General features: G+C 45.7%; 16 protein-coding genes. 2 read left to right on the top strand and 14 right to left on the bottom strand.

Annotated features, from left to right (window positions below):
- Positions 1–22: 22 nt before the first annotated feature.
- Entirely contained in the window at positions 23–250 is a 228-nt protein-coding gene (locus tag GVO63_RS02250; RefSeq protein ID WP_159495217.1) for a hypothetical protein, read from the top strand.
- Positions 251–299: 49 nt separating this feature from the next.
- Here the strand turns inward: GVO63_RS02250 and GVO63_RS02255 are convergent, their stop codons facing one another.
- A complete protein-coding gene (locus GVO63_RS02255) occupies positions 300–2267 on the bottom strand; it encodes a cation:proton antiporter (RefSeq protein WP_159577975.1) in 1968 nt (655 codons plus the stop codon).
- Between the two features lie 361 nt (positions 2268–2628).
- Here GVO63_RS02255 and GVO63_RS02260 point away from each other — a divergent pair, with 361 nt between their 5' ends.
- Complete coding sequence (locus tag GVO63_RS02260) at positions 2629–3528, top strand: GGDEF domain-containing protein (RefSeq protein WP_159577976.1); 900 nt, start codon at positions 2629–2631, stop codon at positions 3526–3528.
- Positions 3529–3602: 74 nt separating this feature from the next.
- Here GVO63_RS02260 and tilS read toward each other — a convergent pair whose 3' ends face one another.
- From tilS to uppS, 13 genes are all read right to left on the bottom strand, one after another.
- Positions 3603–4928 (bottom strand): tRNA lysidine(34) synthetase TilS, encoded by a 1326-nt coding sequence (tilS, locus tag GVO63_RS02265; protein ID WP_159577977.1) that lies wholly within the window; start codon positions 4926–4928, stop codon positions 3603–3605.
- A 127-nt stretch (positions 4929–5055) separates the two neighbouring features.
- Complete coding sequence (gene accA / locus GVO63_RS02270; protein ID WP_159495201.1) at positions 5056–6012, bottom strand: acetyl-CoA carboxylase carboxyl transferase subunit alpha; 957 nt, start codon at positions 6010–6012, stop codon at positions 5056–5058.
- Between the two features lie 68 nt (positions 6013–6080).
- The gene (gene dnaE, locus GVO63_RS02275) at positions 6081–9545 is read right to left on the bottom strand and encodes a DNA polymerase III subunit alpha (RefSeq protein ID WP_159577978.1); all 3465 of its coding nucleotides are present in this window, start codon (positions 9543–9545) and stop codon (positions 6081–6083) included.
- A 4-nt stretch (positions 9546–9549) separates the two neighbouring features.
- Complete coding sequence (gene rnhB / locus GVO63_RS02280; RefSeq protein WP_201281866.1) at positions 9550–10122, bottom strand: ribonuclease HII; 573 nt, start codon at positions 10120–10122, stop codon at positions 9550–9552.
- Positions 10115–11263 carry a lipid-A-disaccharide synthase gene (lpxB, locus tag GVO63_RS02285; RefSeq protein WP_159577980.1) on the bottom strand — a complete coding sequence of 383 codons (1149 nt, stop codon included), beginning with the start codon at positions 11261–11263 and terminating at the stop codon, positions 10115–10117. The genes rnhB and lpxB overlap by 8 nt, the downstream gene beginning before the upstream one ends.
- Before the next feature lie 2 nt (positions 11264–11265).
- Positions 11266–12036 carry an acyl-ACP--UDP-N-acetylglucosamine O-acyltransferase gene (gene lpxA / locus GVO63_RS02290; protein WP_159577981.1) on the bottom strand — a complete coding sequence of 257 codons (771 nt, stop codon included), beginning with the start codon at positions 12034–12036 and terminating at the stop codon, positions 11266–11268.
- A 1-nt stretch (position 12037) separates the two neighbouring features.
- On the bottom strand, positions 12038–12487 hold the full coding sequence (gene fabZ, locus GVO63_RS02295; protein WP_105932351.1) for a 3-hydroxyacyl-ACP dehydratase FabZ: 450 nt from the start codon (positions 12485–12487) through the stop codon (positions 12038–12040).
- A 193-nt stretch (positions 12488–12680) separates the two neighbouring features.
- Positions 12681–13196, bottom strand: coding sequence for an OmpH family outer membrane protein (locus GVO63_RS02300; protein WP_105932274.1), 516 nt, complete (start codon positions 13194–13196; stop codon positions 12681–12683).
- 61 nt (positions 13197–13257) lie between these two features.
- On the bottom strand, positions 13258–15741 hold the full coding sequence (gene bamA / locus GVO63_RS02305) for an outer membrane protein assembly factor BamA (protein ID WP_159495207.1): 2484 nt from the start codon (positions 15739–15741) through the stop codon (positions 13258–13260).
- Positions 15742–15799: 58 nt separating this feature from the next.
- On the bottom strand, positions 15800–17152 hold the full coding sequence (rseP, locus tag GVO63_RS02310) for a sigma E protease regulator RseP (RefSeq protein WP_159577982.1): 1353 nt from the start codon (positions 17150–17152) through the stop codon (positions 15800–15802).
- A complete protein-coding gene (gene ispC / locus GVO63_RS02315) occupies positions 17146–18333 on the bottom strand; it encodes a 1-deoxy-D-xylulose-5-phosphate reductoisomerase (protein WP_159495209.1) in 1188 nt (395 codons plus the stop codon). The genes rseP and ispC overlap by 7 nt, the downstream gene beginning before the upstream one ends.
- Complete coding sequence (locus tag GVO63_RS02320; protein WP_159577983.1) at positions 18333–19196, bottom strand: phosphatidate cytidylyltransferase; 864 nt, start codon at positions 19194–19196, stop codon at positions 18333–18335. Before GVO63_RS02320 ends, ispC begins: the two co-directional genes overlap by 1 nt.
- Positions 19197–19250: 54 nt before the next feature.
- Positions 19251–20033: a polyprenyl diphosphate synthase gene (gene uppS / locus GVO63_RS02325; protein WP_159495211.1), complete on the bottom strand. Its 783-nt coding sequence runs from the start codon at positions 20031–20033 to the stop codon at positions 19251–19253.
- Between the last annotated feature and the right edge of the window lie 5 nt (positions 20034–20038).

Genomic DNA, 20038 nt, shown 5'->3' on the forward strand with positions numbered 1-20038 from the left:
TATGAGGGATATCACCGTGGATATGACCGCGATTGCAATAGTAGCTATTTGTGCTTGGGCACTTGTCAGTATTGTCGACAGTGCAAAAGATAAAAGCAAAAGAAAGTTAAACAATAAGGAGGCTGACGCTTACAAAGCTGAAATAGCCGAGTTAAAAGAACGGGTTTCAGTACTAGAAAAGATCGTCACCGATGAGCGTTATGATTTAAAAAAGCAATTTGCGGACTTGGAAAAAGATCGCGTAGCATAGGCTACCCCCTGCTTGCTCTTTTATCAGCGCGTCAGAACATTACTGCGCGCTAGCTACCTTCTAACAGTTTGCGTTCTGCCCTCTCTACACGCCTAGGTTTACCTGCAATAACCAGCACGTCGTGGGCTTGTAAAATGGCATCTTTGTCCGGGTCTTTTACTTCGTTACCATCTCGTCTCAACCCTTTAATGGCCACACGCATTCTCGAGAAATCGATATCTTTTATCGCTTTTCCTATACATGATGCGTGCTCTGACAGCACCACAGCGTGAATAAACTCCAACTTATCTTCCGTACCATAAGTAATTTCTGTCGTTTCTCCAGGATAAAAGCCGTGCATGTGATCGTAGCGTCCTTTTCTCTCTGCCCGCACCCGCTTCAAAATACGTGACATGGGAACACCAGCATAATGCAAGACTTGAGAGACTAACATTAAGCTCCCCTCCTGCAGTTCAGGAACAACTTGATTAGCGCCAGCGTTATACAGACTGTCGAGCTGATAATCTCGCTTCGTCCTCACCATAACATCCGTCGTTTCGGTAATGCTTCTTGTTTGCGTGATAACTTGCTTCGCTTTGTCCACTTGGTCGAAGGTAACCAATACAAGTTTAGCGCTTTCTATATTGGTATTGAACAGAATATCTTTTTGACTAGCGTCTCCGAAAATAACGGGTTCACCTGCGTTTCGGCTTTCGTGCACACGCACGGGGTCCATATCGATGGCAACAAAATGAATACCTTCCATTTTCAGCATTCTCGCCACTGATTGTCCTACGCGACCAAACCCACATATAACCACATGGTTGGTTAATTGAGCGCCTGCGTTGCTGCTCACATCATCATCAAAAGCGATGTCGTTGTTAACAATGCGCTTAGCTATTGTAACGCTATTGTTCATTAGCCAAGGGGTCAGTGCCATGCTGATAACGCCCATACACACGATTAGGGATGATTGCTCCGACGTAAGCACACCATGCGTGGTAGCAAGTGCTGCAATGACAAAACTAAACTCACCTATTTGACAAAGCTTAACGCCTGCAGACCATCCATCGATAGCGTCTGTTTTCACCAACAATGAGGCAACCCTCACTAGCACTACTTTTGTTATCATAAGTGCAAATACGCCGAAAACAATTTCAAACAAGCTGTCCCAGAGTACCGTCAACTCTAACTGCATTCCTACCGTAACAAAGAACAGTCCCATGAGTATGTCTCTAAAAGGGCGTATGTCAGCTTCAAGCTGATATTTATACTGACTCTCCCCGAGCATCATCCCAGCTAAAAACGCGCCCAAGGCCATAGATAGCCCAAAATAATAGGTAAGCCCACCTGCCAACAACGCAATGAAAATAGTTGTAAGAACAAACAACTCGTCGGTCCTTGTTCTCGCGACCTCTCTGAACACCCAAGGAAGTAACCACTTACCCACTGACATTAAAAATGCGATCACAAAAACGCCTTTAAGCAATGCTTCGCCTAATGCAAGTGCAATACTGACCTCGCCGGTTTGCGCTAAAAGTGGAATAGCGATTAGAAACGGCACTACCGCTAGATCTTGAAAGAGTAGAATACTGACTGCAAGCTGTGTACGACGGTTGTTGAGGATCCCCATCTCAGTAGCTTGTTTGATAACAATTGCGGTAGAGCTGAGCGCGAGCGTTCCGCCTATGATTATTGATGCACTAATGGAGATACCGAAAAACAGGGGAACACAGGTAAACACCGCGGTGGTGAAAAGCATTTGCCCGAACCCGACGCCAAATACCAATGAACGCATGGCGAGCAATTTAGGCAAGGAGAACTCAAGTCCCAAAGAAAAAAGTAGAAAAACGATCCCTACCTCTGCGAGCAGGTGCATCTCCTCTGGATGCGCAAAAACCGACAGGATCTGAGGTCCAGCGATTATACCAGCAAAAAGATAAGCCAAAATAGGAGGAAGATGAACACGTTTAAATAGTGCGACGGCGCATACCGATATGAACATCAGTATCACAACATTTAAAAAACTTGTTCCCACATTACCTCCATAACTCTTATCGTTCTTCTGCGCGTAGGCTTTTAAGATTTGTGCCGCCTTGTGTCGAGAGTCTACTCTCTGCCTTGCCGATGAAGAAGGTGCAAATATTACGTTCAACACAAAATATCTGGTATCAGAAAACGACGTATTTAATTAACGCCAGCAAGTTTAAAACAAAAAAGTATTTTCACTCTTTTTTGGCATTTGTTTTGCAAAAACCCTTAGTACAAATGCAGATTTGGCAAGTTTTGCCATTGTGACCGCCATAAATCTTTCAACATTGAAAGCTAGGCCACAGAAACGTCAGGACTTTGACGCTTGTTTCTTTGCATATCAACGCATTTTGTATAGGGGCATAACTGTGGATTTCTCTACGTCAGTCTACGATAGCACACAACATAACAGTTTTTATCCTGCTGAGAGTACTGCTAACGCACTCACATCGAGTGAATTAGCGGGTTTTGTCTCACAACTCCTTACTACTCTTGAACTCCAAGAGTTAGGCGGTGTTTATTTCCAGCAGATTAATATGTTGCTGCCTGTCATCGGGTTTAGCTTATCCGATTTTGACTCTCGCTGGGTTTATGGCAACGCAAAAGTATCCTCAACGCTGATTGATTTACCTTTAAAAGGTGCCAGTACTATTAATGGTGAGCAAGCCCATGTCTACTATTACATTAGTTCACCCTTATCGTTATCGCAACGCGAAGCACTGTTCCAACTTCATGATTTATTTGGAAAACAGGTTAAACACGCTCTCTCATTTATGCGTGTGCAGCAAATGGCGACACGAGATACATTGACAGGCTTAGGCAATCGAGCAGGTTTTGAGCAGTCTATGACAAGGCAGCTAGGCTGGGCGCAACGGCATGATGAGCCGTTTGCTCTGCTCGTAATAGATTTAGACAACTTTAAATACGTCAACGACAATTTCGGGCATGGTGAAGGAGACAAGGTGCTTGTGCACGTAGCATCACACTTCTCAAAAGTGTTACGGGACGAAGACGAAGCATTTCGCTATGGCGGCGATGAGTTTTGCTGTTTGCTAGATTGCCAAACTCAGTTACAGCTAGCCTGTGCGGCTCAACGTATCCAATCAAGCATAAACAGCTCTTCCTATCTGGCAGGCTTAGCCGTATCAACGAGTTTAGGCGGTGCTATCTACAGGGATGGTGACACAATAAGCAGTATTTTTGACAGAGCAGATAATGCTTTATATCGCGTGAAAAATTCGGGTAAAAACAGCTACCAAGCGGCGTAGTTTACGCATCTCAGAAGAGGCAAAACACTGCCGCTTTTTGGGCTGAAATAGACTGAAATGGTCACTAACATAACCTAATCAGGCTTAAACGATACATCAAAACCCGGCTCTCTAGGTTGCAAGTAAACACAGCTTCCCTCCACAATTAGTGCGACAGGTTTTTCATTTAAGTATATAACCGGCACCCCATTTCTCTCCCAACGGGGAACACGCCACACTTTAAACCATTCTTTTAATAGTTTAGACACGCTCCCATGCTCGGGCTTAATGCGCAGGTCACGAGCATTGGTTTGAAACGTTACCTTGTCATCTTCTTTTGGCTCAGTCAAAGACACGCTTATCGACCCGTTTAACCATGGCAGATGATTTGGCGTATTGAGCGATAACGTACCGCTGACGTCAGGTTCGTGCGCTGCATGTGCCACCCAGTATAGGTCTCCGTCAAACCGAATCACCCTTCCCCACTTAAAGTTTACTTCAGGCGTTGCGTCATGCTTCGCCTTTAACATTGACAGTACCTGTTCGGCCTGTGCTTTAGATGGCGAAAGCTGACGTTGTTCGGTAAACCATGCTCGTATAACCAAAGCCTGCCAAGGCCTTGATAGTGCGCCGAGTTTTTGCCCATTCAACCTTAGCGCCGTGCGTTTACAATCTTCATAATAGGATTGTGCTGACTCACTTACCAGCGCGCTTTGTTCTGCGCATAGGGCCGCGCTGCGGCCTACCGTTTTAGCTAGTTGAGGCCAACGCGCTACAAGGTGTGGAATAATCTCGTTTCTTAAAAAATTTCTATCAAAACTATTTTGCTGGTTAGACTCATCTTCTACCCACTGCAGCATTTCCTCTTCTGCATAGGTGATGATGTCAGCTTTCTCCAATGCCAACATTGGACGCATGATGAGGGTTTTGCCGCGATACTGCATCTCACCCATCCCCGCCAATCCCTGTGGGCCCGCTCCTCGTTTCAGCTGCAATAACACGGTTTCAAGCTGATCCTCTGCGTGCTGGCCTAACAGCAATACCCCCCCTATTTGCTTGCAAACATCAAGTAGTGCGTTGTATCTAACTTTCCGCGCTTCCGCTTCAAGGCTTTTGCGTGCACCAGTATCAACGTCTACGCGATGCAGGTGAAACTGTACATCTTCTAGGCGGCATTGTAATTCACAATGGCGTGCCCAATTGTCAGCATTCTCGCTTAAGCCATGATGCACGTGCACAGCGTGAATAGGCGCGTCAAACCTCTCGCGATACCCAACAATAGCATTTAGCAAAACAGACGAATCGACTCCGCCGCTATACGCAACGACTAAAGGCGTTTGAAGAGAAAAGTCAGCGTCGCTGAGAAGGCGCTCTACCCGATTGACAATATGTTCGCTAACTGAAGAAATTTGACGGGACACTTATCGGCATGCCTCTTAATTTTCATTGTATAAAAAAGCCAAGGGGTTGATTACCTGTGGTAAACAACCCCTTGATATTAATAATATCTAGACGACCGCGACTGTCTGAGCGCAGAGGCTAGAGAGCTTAACAGTAACCGAAAGACATCAAGCGCTGATAGCGCTCTTCCATCAGTTTGGTCTTATCTAGCTCTTTAAGCTGGTTCAACTGTTGCTTGATGACCGCTTTTAGGTTAGCTGCCATACCGTTATGATCGCGATGGGCACCACCTAGCGGCTCTTCAACAATACTGTTGATTAGGCCTAGTTCTTTAATTTGTGGGGCACTTACGCCCATAGCTTCTGCAGCTAATGGCGCTTTTTCTGCGCTTTTCCACAAAATAGACGCACAACCTTCTGGCGAAATAACCGAGTAGGTAGAATACTGAAGCATGTTAACGCGATCGCCAACACCAATCGCCAAGGCGCCGCCTGATCCACCTTCACCAATGACTGTACAGACAATAGGAACGGTAAGCTCAGCCATTTCAAACAAGTTCTTTGCAATCGCTTCACTTTGACCACGCTCTTCTGCACCCACACCCGGGTAGGCCCCTGGCGTGTCAATAAACGTGATGATAGGCATGTTAAAGCGCTCTGCCATTTTCATAAGACGCAATGCTTTGCGGTAACCTTCTGGTTTAGGCATCCCGAAGTTACGCTTGATCTTTTCGTTAGTGTCTCGGCCTTTTTGATGACCGATAATCATCACTGGCTGTTCATCTAACAAAGCCGGTCCGCCTACAATAGCTTTGTCATTTGCAAATGCACGGTCGCCAGCAAGCTCGTCGAATTCGGTAAAAATACGCGGAATGTAATCAAGCGTATATGGACGCATTGGATGACGGGCGAGTTGCGACACTTGCCACGCACCAAGGTCAGAGAAGATTTTTTTAGTTAGCTCCGCACTTTTTCCGCGAAGCTTATTAATTTCTTCTTCGATACCAACATCGAACTCACCGCCTTGATTTACCAACCTTAGCTCTTCAATTTTTGCTTCTAATTCGGCTATTGGCTGTTCAAAGTCCAAAAACTGTATACTCATTTCATGTCCTATTCGTACTACGCTCGTCTATGCAAACGCGAGATGTCCAATCTAACGAACTCTTACCCTTAATGGTAGAGAATTGAAACGGCTTTGTCTCCCAAACATTGTTTGAGATCGTGTAAAAGTTGGTCTTCAGGGGTAACATACCATTTGGCACCACACGCCAGCGTTACTTCAGCGTCCGGATGCGTTACCGCTAACTGAACAGGACAACTTCCACCATTAAATGCCTGCAGGATAGATTGCATCTGACTTAATTTCTTGGGTTCAAGCAACTGGGTGTCAATATTAAGTGCCAGCGCTCTCGCGTTTTTCTCTCGTGCCTGAACAATGTCCATTACATCACGGGCAGTGATTGTATTGCCCCCAGAGAAATCATCAAAGCTGACCTGTCCCTTTATTAGCAATATTCTGTCAGTTTCTAACACACTTTCGAACTGTTCGTACATATCTGGAAAGAAACGCGCGTCTATTCTGGCACTCTTGTCATCCAGTGTCACTATCGCCCAACGACGCCCTCGCTTATTTGTCATAACACGGACGCCTAGCACCAAACCTACCGCGCTGGCCATCTGATCTTTATTCGTCGGTTTTAAATCAACTAACCTACCGTCGGTATAGTATCGGAGTTCCTCGGCGTATTGATTGATAGGATGACCGGTCAAGTATAAACCGAGCGTATCTTTCTCGCCCTCCAGCCATACCTTTTCTGGCCACTCTGGCACATCAGCAAAGGCTTGTTTAACTTCGTCTGGTTCTGTGGTTAAAAGTCCGAACATGTCTGACTGACCAAACGATTCCGCTTTGGCGTGCTGCCCTGCGGCGGCAAGCGCATCGGGAAGTGATGCCATTAACGCAGCACGATGCGGCCCTAGATTGTCCATCGCACCTGCGAGAACCAGCTTTTCCAGCACGCGCTTATTAACCCGTTTAATATCCACTTTCGCGCAAAAATCGAATAAATCTTTAAACGCGCCTTGGTTTTCGCGCGCTTCAATAATGGCTTCAATTGGGCCTTCACCAACGCCTTTGATAGCGCCAATTCCATAGACGATACGGCCTTTACTATCGACCGTAAATTTGTATTTACCCACATTCAAATCTGGCGGCAGTATTTCAATGCCCATGCGCTCGCATTCGTCGACGAGGGTTACGATTTTATCGGTATTATCCATATCCGCCGACATTACCGCAGCCATGAATTCCGCAGGATAATGGACTTTCAACCAAAGGGTTTGATAAGACACCAACGCGTAAGCTGCGGAGTGAGATTTGTTAAACCCGTAACCGGCAAACTTTTCTACTAAGTCGAAAATTTTCATCGCTAAGTCTGGGTCAATATTATTACCCTTAGCACCTTCAGCGAACGTTCCGCGCTGCTTTGCCATCTCTTCTGGCTTTTTCTTACCCATCGCACGACGTAGCAAGTCAGCGCCGCCCAGTGAGTAGCCCGCCATTTCCTGGGCTATCTGCATTACCTGTTCCTGGTACAAGATAATGCCATAGGTAGGCTCTAGAATTTCTTTCAAGCACTCGTGCTGATATTCTGCATCGGGGTAGGAAATTTCTTCACGTCCGTGCTTTCGGTCAATAAAGTTATCTACCATACCTGATTGCAGCGGGCCCGGACGGAAAAGGGCCACCAGTGCGATAATATCTTCGAAGCAGTCAGGTTTAAGGCGCTTAATTAGTTCTTTCATACCGCGAGATTCCAGCTGGAATACCGCAGTTGTCTCGGCGTTTTGAAGGGTTCTAAAACTCTTAGGATCTTCAAGAGGAATAGCGCTGATATCCACATCAACGTTCTTTCCTTCTTTGATCATATCGATTGCCCACTGAATAATAGTCAGTGTACGAAGACCCAAGAAGTCGAATTTTACTAACCCCGCCGTTTCAACATCGTTTTTGTCGAATTGTGTTACGGGGTTTTTACCTTCGTCATCACAATACAAAGGCGAGAAATCTGTAATTGTGGTTGGCGCAATAACAACACCACCGGCGTGTTTACCGGCATTTCGGGTAACCCCTTCAAGAATGCGCGCCATATCGATAAGGTCTTTTACCTCCTCATCGCTTTCATAAACTTCCGGCAGCTGTGGCTCAGCTTTGAACGCCTTCTCTAGCGTCATGCCTGGATCAGGTGGGATAAGCTTTGAGATCCTATCTACAAAGCCGTATGGGTGGCCAAGCACCCGGCCCACGTCGCGCACTACCGCTTTCGCCGCCATAGTACCGAAGGTAATGATCTGTGATACCGCCTGACGCCCGTAAAGCTCAGCAACGTGGTCGATTACCTCATCTCGTCTATCCATACAGAAATCGACGTCGAAGTCGGGCATGGAAACACGCTCAGGGTTCAAGAACCGTTCGAAGAGTAAGTCAAACTCCAGCGGGTCGAGGTCAGTAATTTTAAGCGCATACGCTACCAATGAACCTGCACCTGAACCACGCCCAGGCCCTACCGGAATTCCGTTATCCTTACTCCACTGAATAAATTCCATTACGATCAGGAAGTAACCCGGGAACCCCATTTGGTTGATCACTTCAAGCTCGATGCGAAGTCGGTCATCGTATTCTGGCCGTTTCGCTTTGCGCTCTTCCTCATCGGGGAAAAGAAATTCTAGACGTTCTTCCAACCCTTCTTCAGACACTTTGACCAGGAAGTCTTCTGTGGTCATACCGCCGGTTGGAAATTGCGGCAAGAAGTATTCGTTTAAGCGTACGGTAACATTACAGCGCTTAGCAATTTCAACCGTATTCTCTATTGCCTCTGGAATATCACTAAATAATTCGACCATTTCCTCGGCGGTACGTAGGTACTGCTGGTCGCTATAGCGTTTAGGGCGGCGGTTATCATCTAGCGTGTAACCATCGTGAATGCACACCCTGATTTCGTGTGCGTCGAACCCTTCTTGGTCTATAAAGCATACTTCATTAGTAGCAACCACAGGCAAACCACGCTGAGAAGCAAGCTCAACGGCGCGGTGTAGGTAATCTTCTTCCCCCTGTCTCCCTGTTCTGATCAACTCAAGATAGAAGCGGTCAGGGAAGTGGGTTTGATAAAATTCAACTGCACTGTCTAAAAGTTTTGCATTGTTCTTTGTTAAGCCTACGCCTACGTCGCCATGCTGGGCACCGGAAAGAACGATAACCCCTTCGCTGTGTTCGACAAGCCACTCTTGATCAATCACAGCGCGATGAGCCAAATGTCCGCGAAGATAAGCTTTAGATATAAGAACCGTAATATTCTTATATCCCTCATTATTCATCGCCAGCAACGTAAGCCTGAATGGCTCATCACCAAACGTGTCATTGGTTACCCAGAAATCTGTGCCGATAATGGGCTTAATACCCAAATTATGTGCTTCAGAATAAAATTTTACCAAACCACACATATTCATTTGGTCGGTGATGGCCACCGCCGGCATCCCTAACTCGGCAACTTTCCCTAATATCGGCTTTACTTTATTTAAGCCGTCCATCATCGAATAATCGCTGTGAACACGTAAATGAATAAATGGCGATGGCATGACGTTATTTCTCTTCAAGTAACGCTTTAACAGGTTTAAAGCTTTTACGATAGCAGTCTAAGATGCCATATTCTGCAATGGCTTCAAAATGCGCCTTGGTCGGATAACCTTTATGCCCTGCAAAATTATATTGCGGGTAAGCTTCATGCAGTGAGAGCATGTCGTTATCGCGCTCTACCTTAGCGATGATGGAGGCAGCTGAAATTTCAGCGTGAAGGTTATCGCCTTTTACCACGGCTTCAGACTCAAAATTCCAAGCGGGCACGCGGTTCCCATCCACACGAACAAAGTCAGGCATGACCGGCAAACCCTCTACCGCCCGAATCATAGCCAACATTGTCGCATGAAGAATGTTTAGCTTATCGATCTCTTCTGGGCTGGCTCTGCCAATATTCCAATACAATGCTTTTTCACGAATTTCTTGGGCAAGTGCTACGCGCTTTTTCTCGCTTAGCTTTTTAGAATCCGTAAGCCCCTCTATAGGATTCTCAGGGTCAAGAATGACTGCGGCGGTGACAACATCACCCACTAGTGGTCCGCGCCCTACTTCATCAACACCGGCAATTAACTTATGCAAACAATTCCTCCACGACAGCTTTTGCTGCTGTTTTATCAGCATTGCATTTTAGCGTATGGTGGAGGTCGGTGAAACGGGCAATAAGGGCTGAATTATCACTTTCGAATAAGTTAAGTAACTGATTGCTCATATTCTCTGCATTAACCTCTTCTTGAAGTAATTCTGGAATAATCGCTTCATTCGCTAATAGGTTAGGCAAAGTGAAGAATGGTGCTTTGTATAAGCGCTGCATGATTTTGTAGGTAAGCGGTGCCAATTTATACGCTGCAACCATGGGGCGCTTACACAGCATGGCTTCCAACGTCGCTGTACCAGAGGCAAGCAAAATAACATCACTTGCTATCATGGCATCTCGAGATGTCCCTTGCGTTACTTTAATGGGTAGACGCGCTTCAGCGTTATTGGCATCAGCCAATAGTGCTTTTATTTGCGCCAGACGATGCGCATTAGCAGCGGGAATAAGAAATTGAATATCACTGCGTTTGGCATGAATAGCTTCTATGGTATCTAGAAATACAGGAAGAAGCGTATCTACTTCGCCACGGCGCGAACCGGGAAGTACAGCCAATACGGAAGCACTACTAGCTACACCTAATTCTTGGCGTGCCGCATTTTGGTCGGGCTCAATCGCGATAGCGTCAGCCATTGTGTGCCCCACAAACGTGTAGGGAACATGGTATTTATCGTAAACCTGCTGCTCGAAGGGGAACAAACCTAATACGCGGTTAGCAGCCTTAGCAATTTTATGAATTCGCTTTTCGCGCCACGCCCAAACAGTAGGGCTAACGTAATGAATGGTTTTAACGCCGCGCGCTTTAAGCGTTTTTTCAACACGTAAATTAAAATCCGGGGCATCAATACCAACAAAAATATCCGGCGGATTTTGCTCAAAGTGAGTAAGAAGCTGTTTCTTTACTTTCAAGATGGCAGGCAAATGGGAAAGGACTTCAACAAGCCCCATAACCGACAGCGTTTCCATATCAAACAGGCTATGGAAACCTGCGTTTATCATGTTTGGACCGCCAATACCTTCGATAATAGCATCGGGGTGTTGGCGTTTTAACTCTGCAACCATTCCGGCGGCGAGAACGTCACCAGAGGGTTCTCCGGCAACCATGCCGATACGAATTGGCTTAGACATAATTAGCGGATAATGCCTCGCTTAGCGTCCTGGAGGAACTTGACCATTAACGCTACACCATCGAACTTATCAGCGGACTCGGCAAGTTTTTCAATGGCTTCGTCTACTGTGTTACCTTCGCGATAAATTGTTTTATAAGCGCGCTTTATTTCTAACACTTCTTCTTTCGCAAAACCTCTGCGCTTCAGGCCCTCAGAGTTTATACCTTGGGGAATATTCTTCTGGCCGCTTACCATGACAAAAGGAGGGACATCTCTCAGGATAATGCCGCCTGCACCTAAGAAAGCGTGAGCGCCAATTTTACAAAATTGATGAATGCCTGTAGCACCGCCAACAATCACGAAATCGTCGATATGAACATGACCCGCGACTGCGACATTGTTCGCGATAATAATGTCATCACCCAATACGCAGTCGTGAGCAATATGCGCATTAGCCATAAATAGACCACGAGAACCGATGATAGTAATACTGTTGTCCTGGATAGTACCTCTATGAACAGTAACACCTTCACGGAATTCGTTATCATCGCCGATGACAAGCTCGGTTGGCTCACCTGCATACTTTTTATCTTGGCAGTCTTCGCCGATTGAAGAAAACTGATAAAACTTATTGTTTTTACCGATACGCGTTGGGCCGCGTACCACCACATGTGATTTCAGAATACACCCATCACCTATGGTGACATTATCGTCAACCACGCAAAATGGACCAATGGTGACGTTCTCACCTATCGTTGCACTTTCTGAAATTACCGCAGTAGGATGGATCACGTTACGCTATCTCTCTCATCGCACACATAAACTCTGCACAACAAGCAATGTCACCATCGACACTTGCCGTACCTTTAAATTTCCAAATCCCTCTGCGCTCTTTAACTAAAGCAACGTCAAATTCAAGCTTATCTCCTGGAACGACAGGGCGCTTAAAGCGCGCGTTATCAATTCCAGCATACAAGTATAACTTATCATTATTGCCCATGGTCTTAAATCCTAAAACACCTGCGGCTTGCGCCATGGCCTCTAAGATAAGTACGCCTGGAAAGATTGGCTGACCTGGGAAATGCCCCGTAAAACAAGGCTCATTAATGGTTATATTTTTATAAGCCTTTACAGACTCACCCAGAACATAGTCTGTTACACGATCAACAAGTAAAAATGGATACCTATGTGGAAGTAATTCCAGAATTTCCTGAATTTCGATGGTATTGAGTGAATTGGCCAAAAACTTTCTCCTGTATACAAGCATGACCTACAACTGCTTTATACCAATGCGCGTAATTGATTGGTATTTGGTCAAACTCGCCGTAAAAACTGAAAACGGCGGCAACCATACGCTGTTAAGCGTAAAAAACAAATCAGACCAACACCTTTCGGAAATTGGTCTGATAATTATATCAACGATTTTAGCCAGTCGATTAGTTAGCTTTGCTAACCTGCTGAAGTACCTGCTCAGATAAATCGTGCTCTTCTTTTGCAAACGCAACTGCGCCAGAATTCAGCACTAGGTCATAACCTTGCTTAGCTGCTACTGAGTCAATAGCTTGCTTGATAAGACCAAGCAGCTTGTTGCGCTCTTCGTTGCTGCGGCGTTGGATGTTTTGCTGAAGAGGCTGACCTTTTTTTGACAACTCTTCACGAACAGACAAGATTTTTTGTTCTAGTTCTTTTTTCTCGGTATCGCTCATTGTCGCGGCATCACGTTGAAGACGCTCGGCATAGAATTGACCGTCGCGCTGAAGCTGATTCACTTCTTCAAGCTGATCTTTAAATTCAGCCTGAATCGCGTTTTGTATTTCAGCCGCTTGAGGCATTGCTTGGAAAATACCTTGAACATCTACGACAGCTACCTTTTGTTCAGCCATCACAGACGTACTTACTAAAGCGCTACCTAACATTGCTCCTGCAACGATATGTTTTACCAACTGTTTCAAAGGGAACTCCTTTTGTAAATCTTGTTATAGAGCGCAACTAATACGCGCTCGCTTTAATATTTTAGAAAGTTTGACCGATATTGAAAGTGAAGAACCTCGCGTCGTCACCCTCACGTTCTTGGATTATTTTTGAGAAGCTGAAAACCATTGGCCCCATTGGTGAAATCCACTGAACCGATACACCTGCTGAGCTACGATACAGACTCCAATCAGAATAGTCCAATAGCTCTTGACCAAAACGTTGACTCGGATTGACCTGAAACTGACTATATCTGTCAAAATCGAATTCAGTATCCCATACGTTACCCACATCCACAAACAAACTTGTGCGAACAGAGTTATCCATGTCGGCCTCTACGAAAGGCGTAGGAACAATCAGTTCTACACCGCCGAGGGCCATTGCATTCCCCCCTAAGCTTTGTCGAGACCAAGTCAGCAATGCATCCGCAGGATCCCCTGGGAATACTTCGCCATCTGGCCCAACGATATTGCCAGCGTTGCCCACATTCACGCCTCGGGGACCTACCGTATTATTCTCAAAACCACGTAATGAGTCTGCGCCACCAGCGGTAAAGTTTTCGGTAAACGGAAGCACTTGTTCGTTTCCATTAATATCACCATAACCATTACCGTATCCGAAGCGAATGCGTGTTAGCAGAGACCATCGCTGATCACGAGAAAGGGGGAAATACCACTTACCATCAAATACCGATTTGAAGTAGTTAACATCAGAGTTGGGGGTCGTGATACTAAATGAGGCTCTTTGTGATGAGCCAGCTGTAGGGAAAAGCCCTCTGTTGAGCGTCGAACGACTCCAACTTACACTTGCCAACAAGCTGCTGTATTTTATTGCCGCATCTGGGTCAGCGCCATTCGTAAACTGGTTATAAAACAACTCTGTTTGTTCAAAGAACCCGCGGTTAAACAATTCGACATCACTGTACGTTAAACCAAAGTTAATCCTATTGAACTCGTTGATAGGATAGCCAATATTAGCCCCTAAAGAATAACGTTTAGAATTATACTGGATAACATTAAAGTCAGAACCATCAAACTCGCTATAACCTATTGAGCCACCTAAGCTAATGCCGTCAATGGTGAAAAACGGGTCATTGTAAGTCGCTTGAATCGATTGTTGGAATGCTGTGGTATTTAAATTGAGTCCTATACGTTTACCTGTACCAAGGAAGTTATCTTGTTGGATACCCGCCTGGAGACTCAATCGTGTTCTATCGCCGTAGCCTATACCCGCATTAAACGAGCCTGATGGCTGCTCTTTAACGGTGAAGTTAACATCGACTTTATCTTCAGACCCCGGAATTCGGACAGTTTCAAACTCAACCTCTTCCATATAGGTGAGCCGAGAAAGCTGACCTTTTGACGACTCTAACAAGTTGTTAGACAGCCACGTGCCTTCCATTTGATTAACGTTTTGTCGTAATACACTATCCGCCGTTACTACGTTACCGTTAAATATGATTCGGTTCACGTAAATACGCTTACCCGGGTCAACTGACAGGGTCAATTTAACTGTTTTGTCTTCGTCATTAATTTCAGGAACCGTAGTTACTGTTGGGTAAGCATAGCCAAAACGACCTAGATACTTACTAATAAACTCTTCCGTGTATGTGACTTCGGCTTGATTGTAAAGCTCACCAGGGGTCAACGGTAAAACACGTTCAATGTATTCTTCATGGCCAAGCACATCACCCACCAACTCCACTTCAGAGATGGTGTACTGCTCACCTTCTGTCACGTTCATGGCAATATATATGCCTGACTTTTCAGGAGTCATTGATACTTGAGTTGAGTCAACGTTAAAGCGCAAGTAACCACGGTTTAGATAGTGATTACGCAGCGTTTCCATATCGCCCTGCAATGTTTGCTGTTGATAGCGCGTTTCAGACAAGAAGTCCCACCAAGGCGTGTCGTATTGTAGTTCAAACGCTTCCATCAGTTCTTCGTCTGAAAACAGCTCGTTGCCCACAATATTTATTTGTTCGATTTTGGCGGCGTCGCCTTCTTCAAACAAAAGTTTCAAATCTACACGATTGCGCGGTAAAGGCGTAATGATAGCCGTCACATCAGCGTTATACTTACCAATGCTGTAAAAAAAGTCTTTCAGGCCGTTCTCAATAGAGGTCAATACGGTCTTGTCGAGCGGCTCACCGATGCGAACACCGTTACCGTCCAAACTTTCTTGAAGCTGCTCATCTTTAATATCATCGTTGCCTTCAAAAATGATATTACTGATCGTTGGACGCTCTGCAACACGAACAACCAGCGTATTGCCATCGCGAAGAATAGCTACGTTTTCAAAGTGAGTAGAAGAATATAACGAGCGAATAAGCTGCGTTACCCTAAATGTATTAAGCTCATCGCCTACTTGAACAGGCAAGTAGGTTAATGCTGCACCCAGTGCAACACGTTGCAAACCTTCAACGCGAATGTCCTCAACGACAAACTCACTGTCTTGCGCTGCAGCATTGGCAAAGCTAGCACTGGAAAGAATGGCTCCGGCTGCTACTAACTGTTTTAACTTCATCTATTTTTCTTTTCCTGGCCGCGTTTTGTATTAGCTGTTTTGTACTTCCTGATTTCCATCAGGTTATGCGAGCGATATCGTTAAATATTGCGATACCCATTATCATAAACAGAAGCACGCCACCTATTCTGTAACCCCATTCCTGCACGGCTTCAGGCACAGGTTTGCCTGTGATCCACTCCACAATAAAAAACATGAGGTGACCACCGTCAAGCATGGGCAAGGGTAATAAATTTATAATGCCTAAATTTACGCTTATTAAGGCAAGAAAACTCAAGAAGTACGCAAGTCCATACCCAGCACTTGTTCCCGCACCTTGAGCAATTGAGATAGGACCGCTCAAATTTTTCACCGACACGTCGCCAGTGATGAGCTTTCCTATCATTTCGACACTCAGTGTCATTAGGCGCCACGTTTTATCTAGCGCCTTCCCAATAGCCTCTATCATGCCATATTGATGTGTAAACACATACCCTTCTGGCCAAGGCTCAAATGTTGGGCTCACACCTAGATACCCACTCTGCCCTTGTGGTGTATCGCGGCGCGCTATCGTGGCATTTAACGTGATTGGTTGTCCATCCCTTTCTATGTCGAGCAATATTTGCTCTCCTGGGCTTTCTACAATCACATCCACTAATCGTTCCCACGATTGCAGCTTATTCCCATTTAGTGCGATTAACTCATCACCAGGTTTTAATCCTGCCTGCTGCGCTGCGCTGCCTTCACCAACAAACCCAACAGTTAACGTTGCATCTGGACGGTAAGGTGTCAGTCCTAAGCTGCTTAAAGGAGACTCGCTATCTGGGTCAAAGTTCCAAGAATTCAGTGTAAAACTCAGTTCTTTTTCAACGTTAGCTGAATTTTTAACCGTAACTCTGGCTTTTTCCCCACCAATATTTGAAACAATTTCTAGATTTACCGCTTCCCAATCGGGCGTAACTCTGTCGCCAACTTTAATAATTTCATCGCCAGATTCAACACCTGCGATAGCAGCGATACTGTTTGGCTCGACGCTTTTGACCACAGGCTTAACCGTATCCAGTCCCACTAAGTACATTAACCACAAAGCGAAAAATGCAAAGATAAAGTTAACCCCAGGACCCGCTGCAATAACCGCCATTCGCTGTAAAACAGGTTTATTATTAAAGGCTTTATCGGCTAATTCAGGCGGAACATCGTCAATACGGCCATCAAGCATGCGAACGTATCCACCCAGTGGGATCATGGCAATGACATATTCGGTGCCGGACTTGCTTAACTTACGCCAAATGGGCTTCCCGAAACCTATAGAAAAGCGCTCTACCTGTACACCGCATTTACGAGCCACATAAAAGTGACCCCATTCGTGAACCGCAACCAATATACCCAAGGCGACAATAAATGCACCTAGGCTCCATAAAAATGCTAGCACTGAAATTTACCTCGAATAATCTCGTCAGCTTTTGCTCTTGCCAAGCTGTCTTGCTCTAGTATTTGCTGTATAGAACTCACAGATACATTTGGCATGGCGTTGAGCGTGGCGTCGTTCACTTGCGCTATGTTGGAAAACTGAATCTTTCCTTGTAAAAAGGCTTCAACAGCAACTTCGTTGGCAGCATTCATCCTCGTTGTTGCACATTGCCCTTCTTTACAGGCATCAATAGCCAGTTTTAAATTAGGGTAACGTTCAAAGCAGGGGGTTTGAAAACTGAAGTTTGCAATATCTGAAAAATCGAGAGGGGTTACTCCCGCGTCAATGCGTTCGGGGTGCGCCAAACCATAAGCTATAGGTGTACGCATGTCAGGGTTGCCCATTTGTGCGATCACCGATCCATCGATATATTGCACCATCGAGTGAATGATACTTTGCGGATGAATAACCACATCAATATCATCAGCACCAGCGCCAAACAGCCAACAAGCTTCAATGAACTCCAGCCCCTTGTTCATCATCGTCGCCGAGTCGATAGTAATTTTTCTGCCCATCGACCAGTTAGGGTGAGTGCTCGCTTCATCAATAGTAATTGACGAGAAGCTATCAAGCGCCCTTTCTCTAAAGGGACCGCCGGAACCGGTTAACAGAATTTTACGAATGCCAGAAGCCGCAAAGTTACCGTATTCATAATCGTGAGGTAAGCACTGGAATATGGCATTGTGTTCACTATCGATGGGGAGAATTTCAGCACCGCTTTGATTTGCCGCCTCGATAAATAGCGCGCCAGACATGACCAACGCTTCTTTATTTGCAAGCAACACTCGCTTGCCTGCTTTTACCGCCGCGAGTGTCGGTAAAAGACCTGCAGCCCCCACAATCGCAGCCATTACGGCATCAACTTCAGGCGCACTCGACACGTCTTCAAGGGCCTGACTACCTGCTAATATTTCAGCGTCAACATGGTATTGTGACGCCATTTCACACGCAGTCTGGTATAGAGCATCATCAGCCACTACCACGTAACGGGGCGCGCACTTTTTGGCTTGTTCCATTAGCAAATCGAGCTGAGAATTGCCGGTTATAGCAAAAACGCGGTATTTTTCAGGGTGACGGTTTATAACATCAAGTGTATTACAACCTATGGAGCCAGTGGCCCCTAACACTGTTACTGTTTGCATTACGCCATCCAGGTTACATAGCAAAACGCAAATACGGGGAATGCCGCAGTAAGGCTATCTATTCTATCAAGTACACCGCCGTGACCAGGAAGGATTTTACCACTGTCCTTGATGCCAGCGCAGCGCTTGAGCATGCTTTCGTTGAGGTCGCCTAAGGCTGAAACAGCCACCGTGATCCCGCCTATAGCAAGGTGAAGCCAAATACGTGATGGCTCTACCTGATAGTGAAGAGCCGCAAACGCAATAATAGCAAATGAAGCCGCAATACCACCTAATAAGCCTTCTAAACTTTTACCTGGCGACACATTAGGTCTTAGCTTGTGGCGTCCAAATTTTACCCCGACAAAAAAGGCACCGATATCTGCCGCCCATACAATACCCAGTACATAGAAAATCAGAGATGCGCCGTAGAAGGGATCAACATCATGAAGACTCGTGCGAAGGGCAACCACGGCAACCCAAGTGGGAATCAAAGTGAGCGCACCAAACAAGGTCCTAACGCTTCGGCTGTCTTTCCAGAATTTCGCGTATTTAGGATAGGCAAGCACCATAAACAAAGAGGCTACCCACCACAATACGGCAATTGTTAGTATACCGCGGTACAAGCCATGAAGCTGACCTTGGTACCAAATCATGCTGGCATCAACAATAAACGATAGCGCAATGCATATAGCAAATGCACTCGCCATATAAATGAGCTTTTTAGGACGCTCACATACGCCAGACATATTTGCCCATTCGTAAGCACCAATGCCAACGACACAGGCTATGGCTATTTCGAACCAAAAAATGGGAAGGAAAAGAATAGCGTAGAGCGCCAATGGCGCGAGGATTAATGCAGTTATTATTCGTTGTTTTAGCATAATTTGCCCTTGGCTTTAGTTACCAGGGCTAGCCTGATAATTGCCTGCATGGTGTTAACCATTGGCTGTGACTACCTGTTCACCTGTAAGACCAAATCGACGTTGGCGAACATTGAAATCGTCTACGGCTAATTGAAACACGTCTTCATTGAAATCGGGCCATAGAACATCAGTGAAATACAGTTCAGCATACGCACATTGCCATAGCAAAAAGTTGCTGATGCGATGCTCACCACCGGTGCGAATAAGAAGATCTAACTCAGGAAGGTTAGCAGTAGAGATGTGCGCACTAAATGCGTCTTCAGAGATGCTTTCTACGTCAATTTCACCGCTTTTCACTTGCGCTGCAAGCTGTTTAGCAGCATTAACTATGTCCCATCGACCGCCGTAATTTGCGGCAATGTTTAACACTAAGTCTTTATTGTCTTGGGTCATCGCTTCAGCTTTTCGGATTTTTTCAACCAGCTTGGCATCAAACGCCTCAACGTCACCAATGACCTGCAAGCGTACACCATTTTTATGTAATCGCTTTGCTTCACTATTAAGGACAAGATTAAACAAGTCCATTAAGACACTGACTTCTTCCTCAGGACGTTTCCAGTTTTCACTTGAAAACGCAAACAGCGTTAGTGATTCAATGCTATTTTGACGCGCAAAGCGCACGACAGAACGCACAGACTCGACGCCGGCTTTGTGTCCAAAGGTACGAATTTTCCCTTTCTTCTGCGCCCATCGACCGTTACCATCCATAATGATAGCCACATGCTTCGGGCCAGCAGCTACTGCTGGCACCTCAGCTTTCGTCGATTTGGCTGCGCTTAAACGCTTTCCAATCATAATAC

It is taken from the genome of Alteromonas sp. KUL106, assembly GCF_009811415.1.
Lineage (GTDB): Bacteria > Pseudomonadota > Gammaproteobacteria > Enterobacterales > Alteromonadaceae > Alteromonas.

What these genes read in the sequence shown, in the direction of transcription:
- accA (WP_159495201.1), bottom strand. Translation starts at nt 6,012, where the DNA reads ATGAGTATACAGTTTTTGGACTTTGAACAGCCAATAGCCGAATTAGAA.
- uppS (WP_159495211.1), bottom strand. Translation starts at nt 20,033, where the DNA reads ATGATTGGAAAGCGTTTAAGCGCAGCCAAATCGACGAAAGCTGAGGTG.
- dnaE (WP_159577978.1), bottom strand. Translation starts at nt 9,545, where the DNA reads ATGCCATCGCCATTTATTCATTTACGTGTTCACAGCGATTATTCGATG.
- bamA (WP_159495207.1), bottom strand. Translation starts at nt 15,741, where the DNA reads ATGAAGTTAAAACAGTTAGTAGCAGCCGGAGCCATTCTTTCCAGTGCT.
- GVO63_RS02250 (WP_159495217.1), top strand. Translation starts at nt 23, where the DNA reads ATGACCGCGATTGCAATAGTAGCTATTTGTGCTTGGGCACTTGTCAGT.
- ispC (WP_159495209.1), bottom strand. Translation starts at nt 18,333, where the DNA reads ATGCAAACAGTAACAGTGTTAGGGGCCACTGGCTCCATAGGTTGTAAT.
- lpxB (WP_159577980.1), bottom strand. Translation starts at nt 11,263, where the DNA reads ATGTCTAAGCCAATTCGTATCGGCATGGTTGCCGGAGAACCCTCTGGT.
- GVO63_RS02320 (WP_159577983.1), bottom strand. Translation starts at nt 19,196, where the DNA reads ATGCTAAAACAACGAATAATAACTGCATTAATCCTCGCGCCATTGGCG.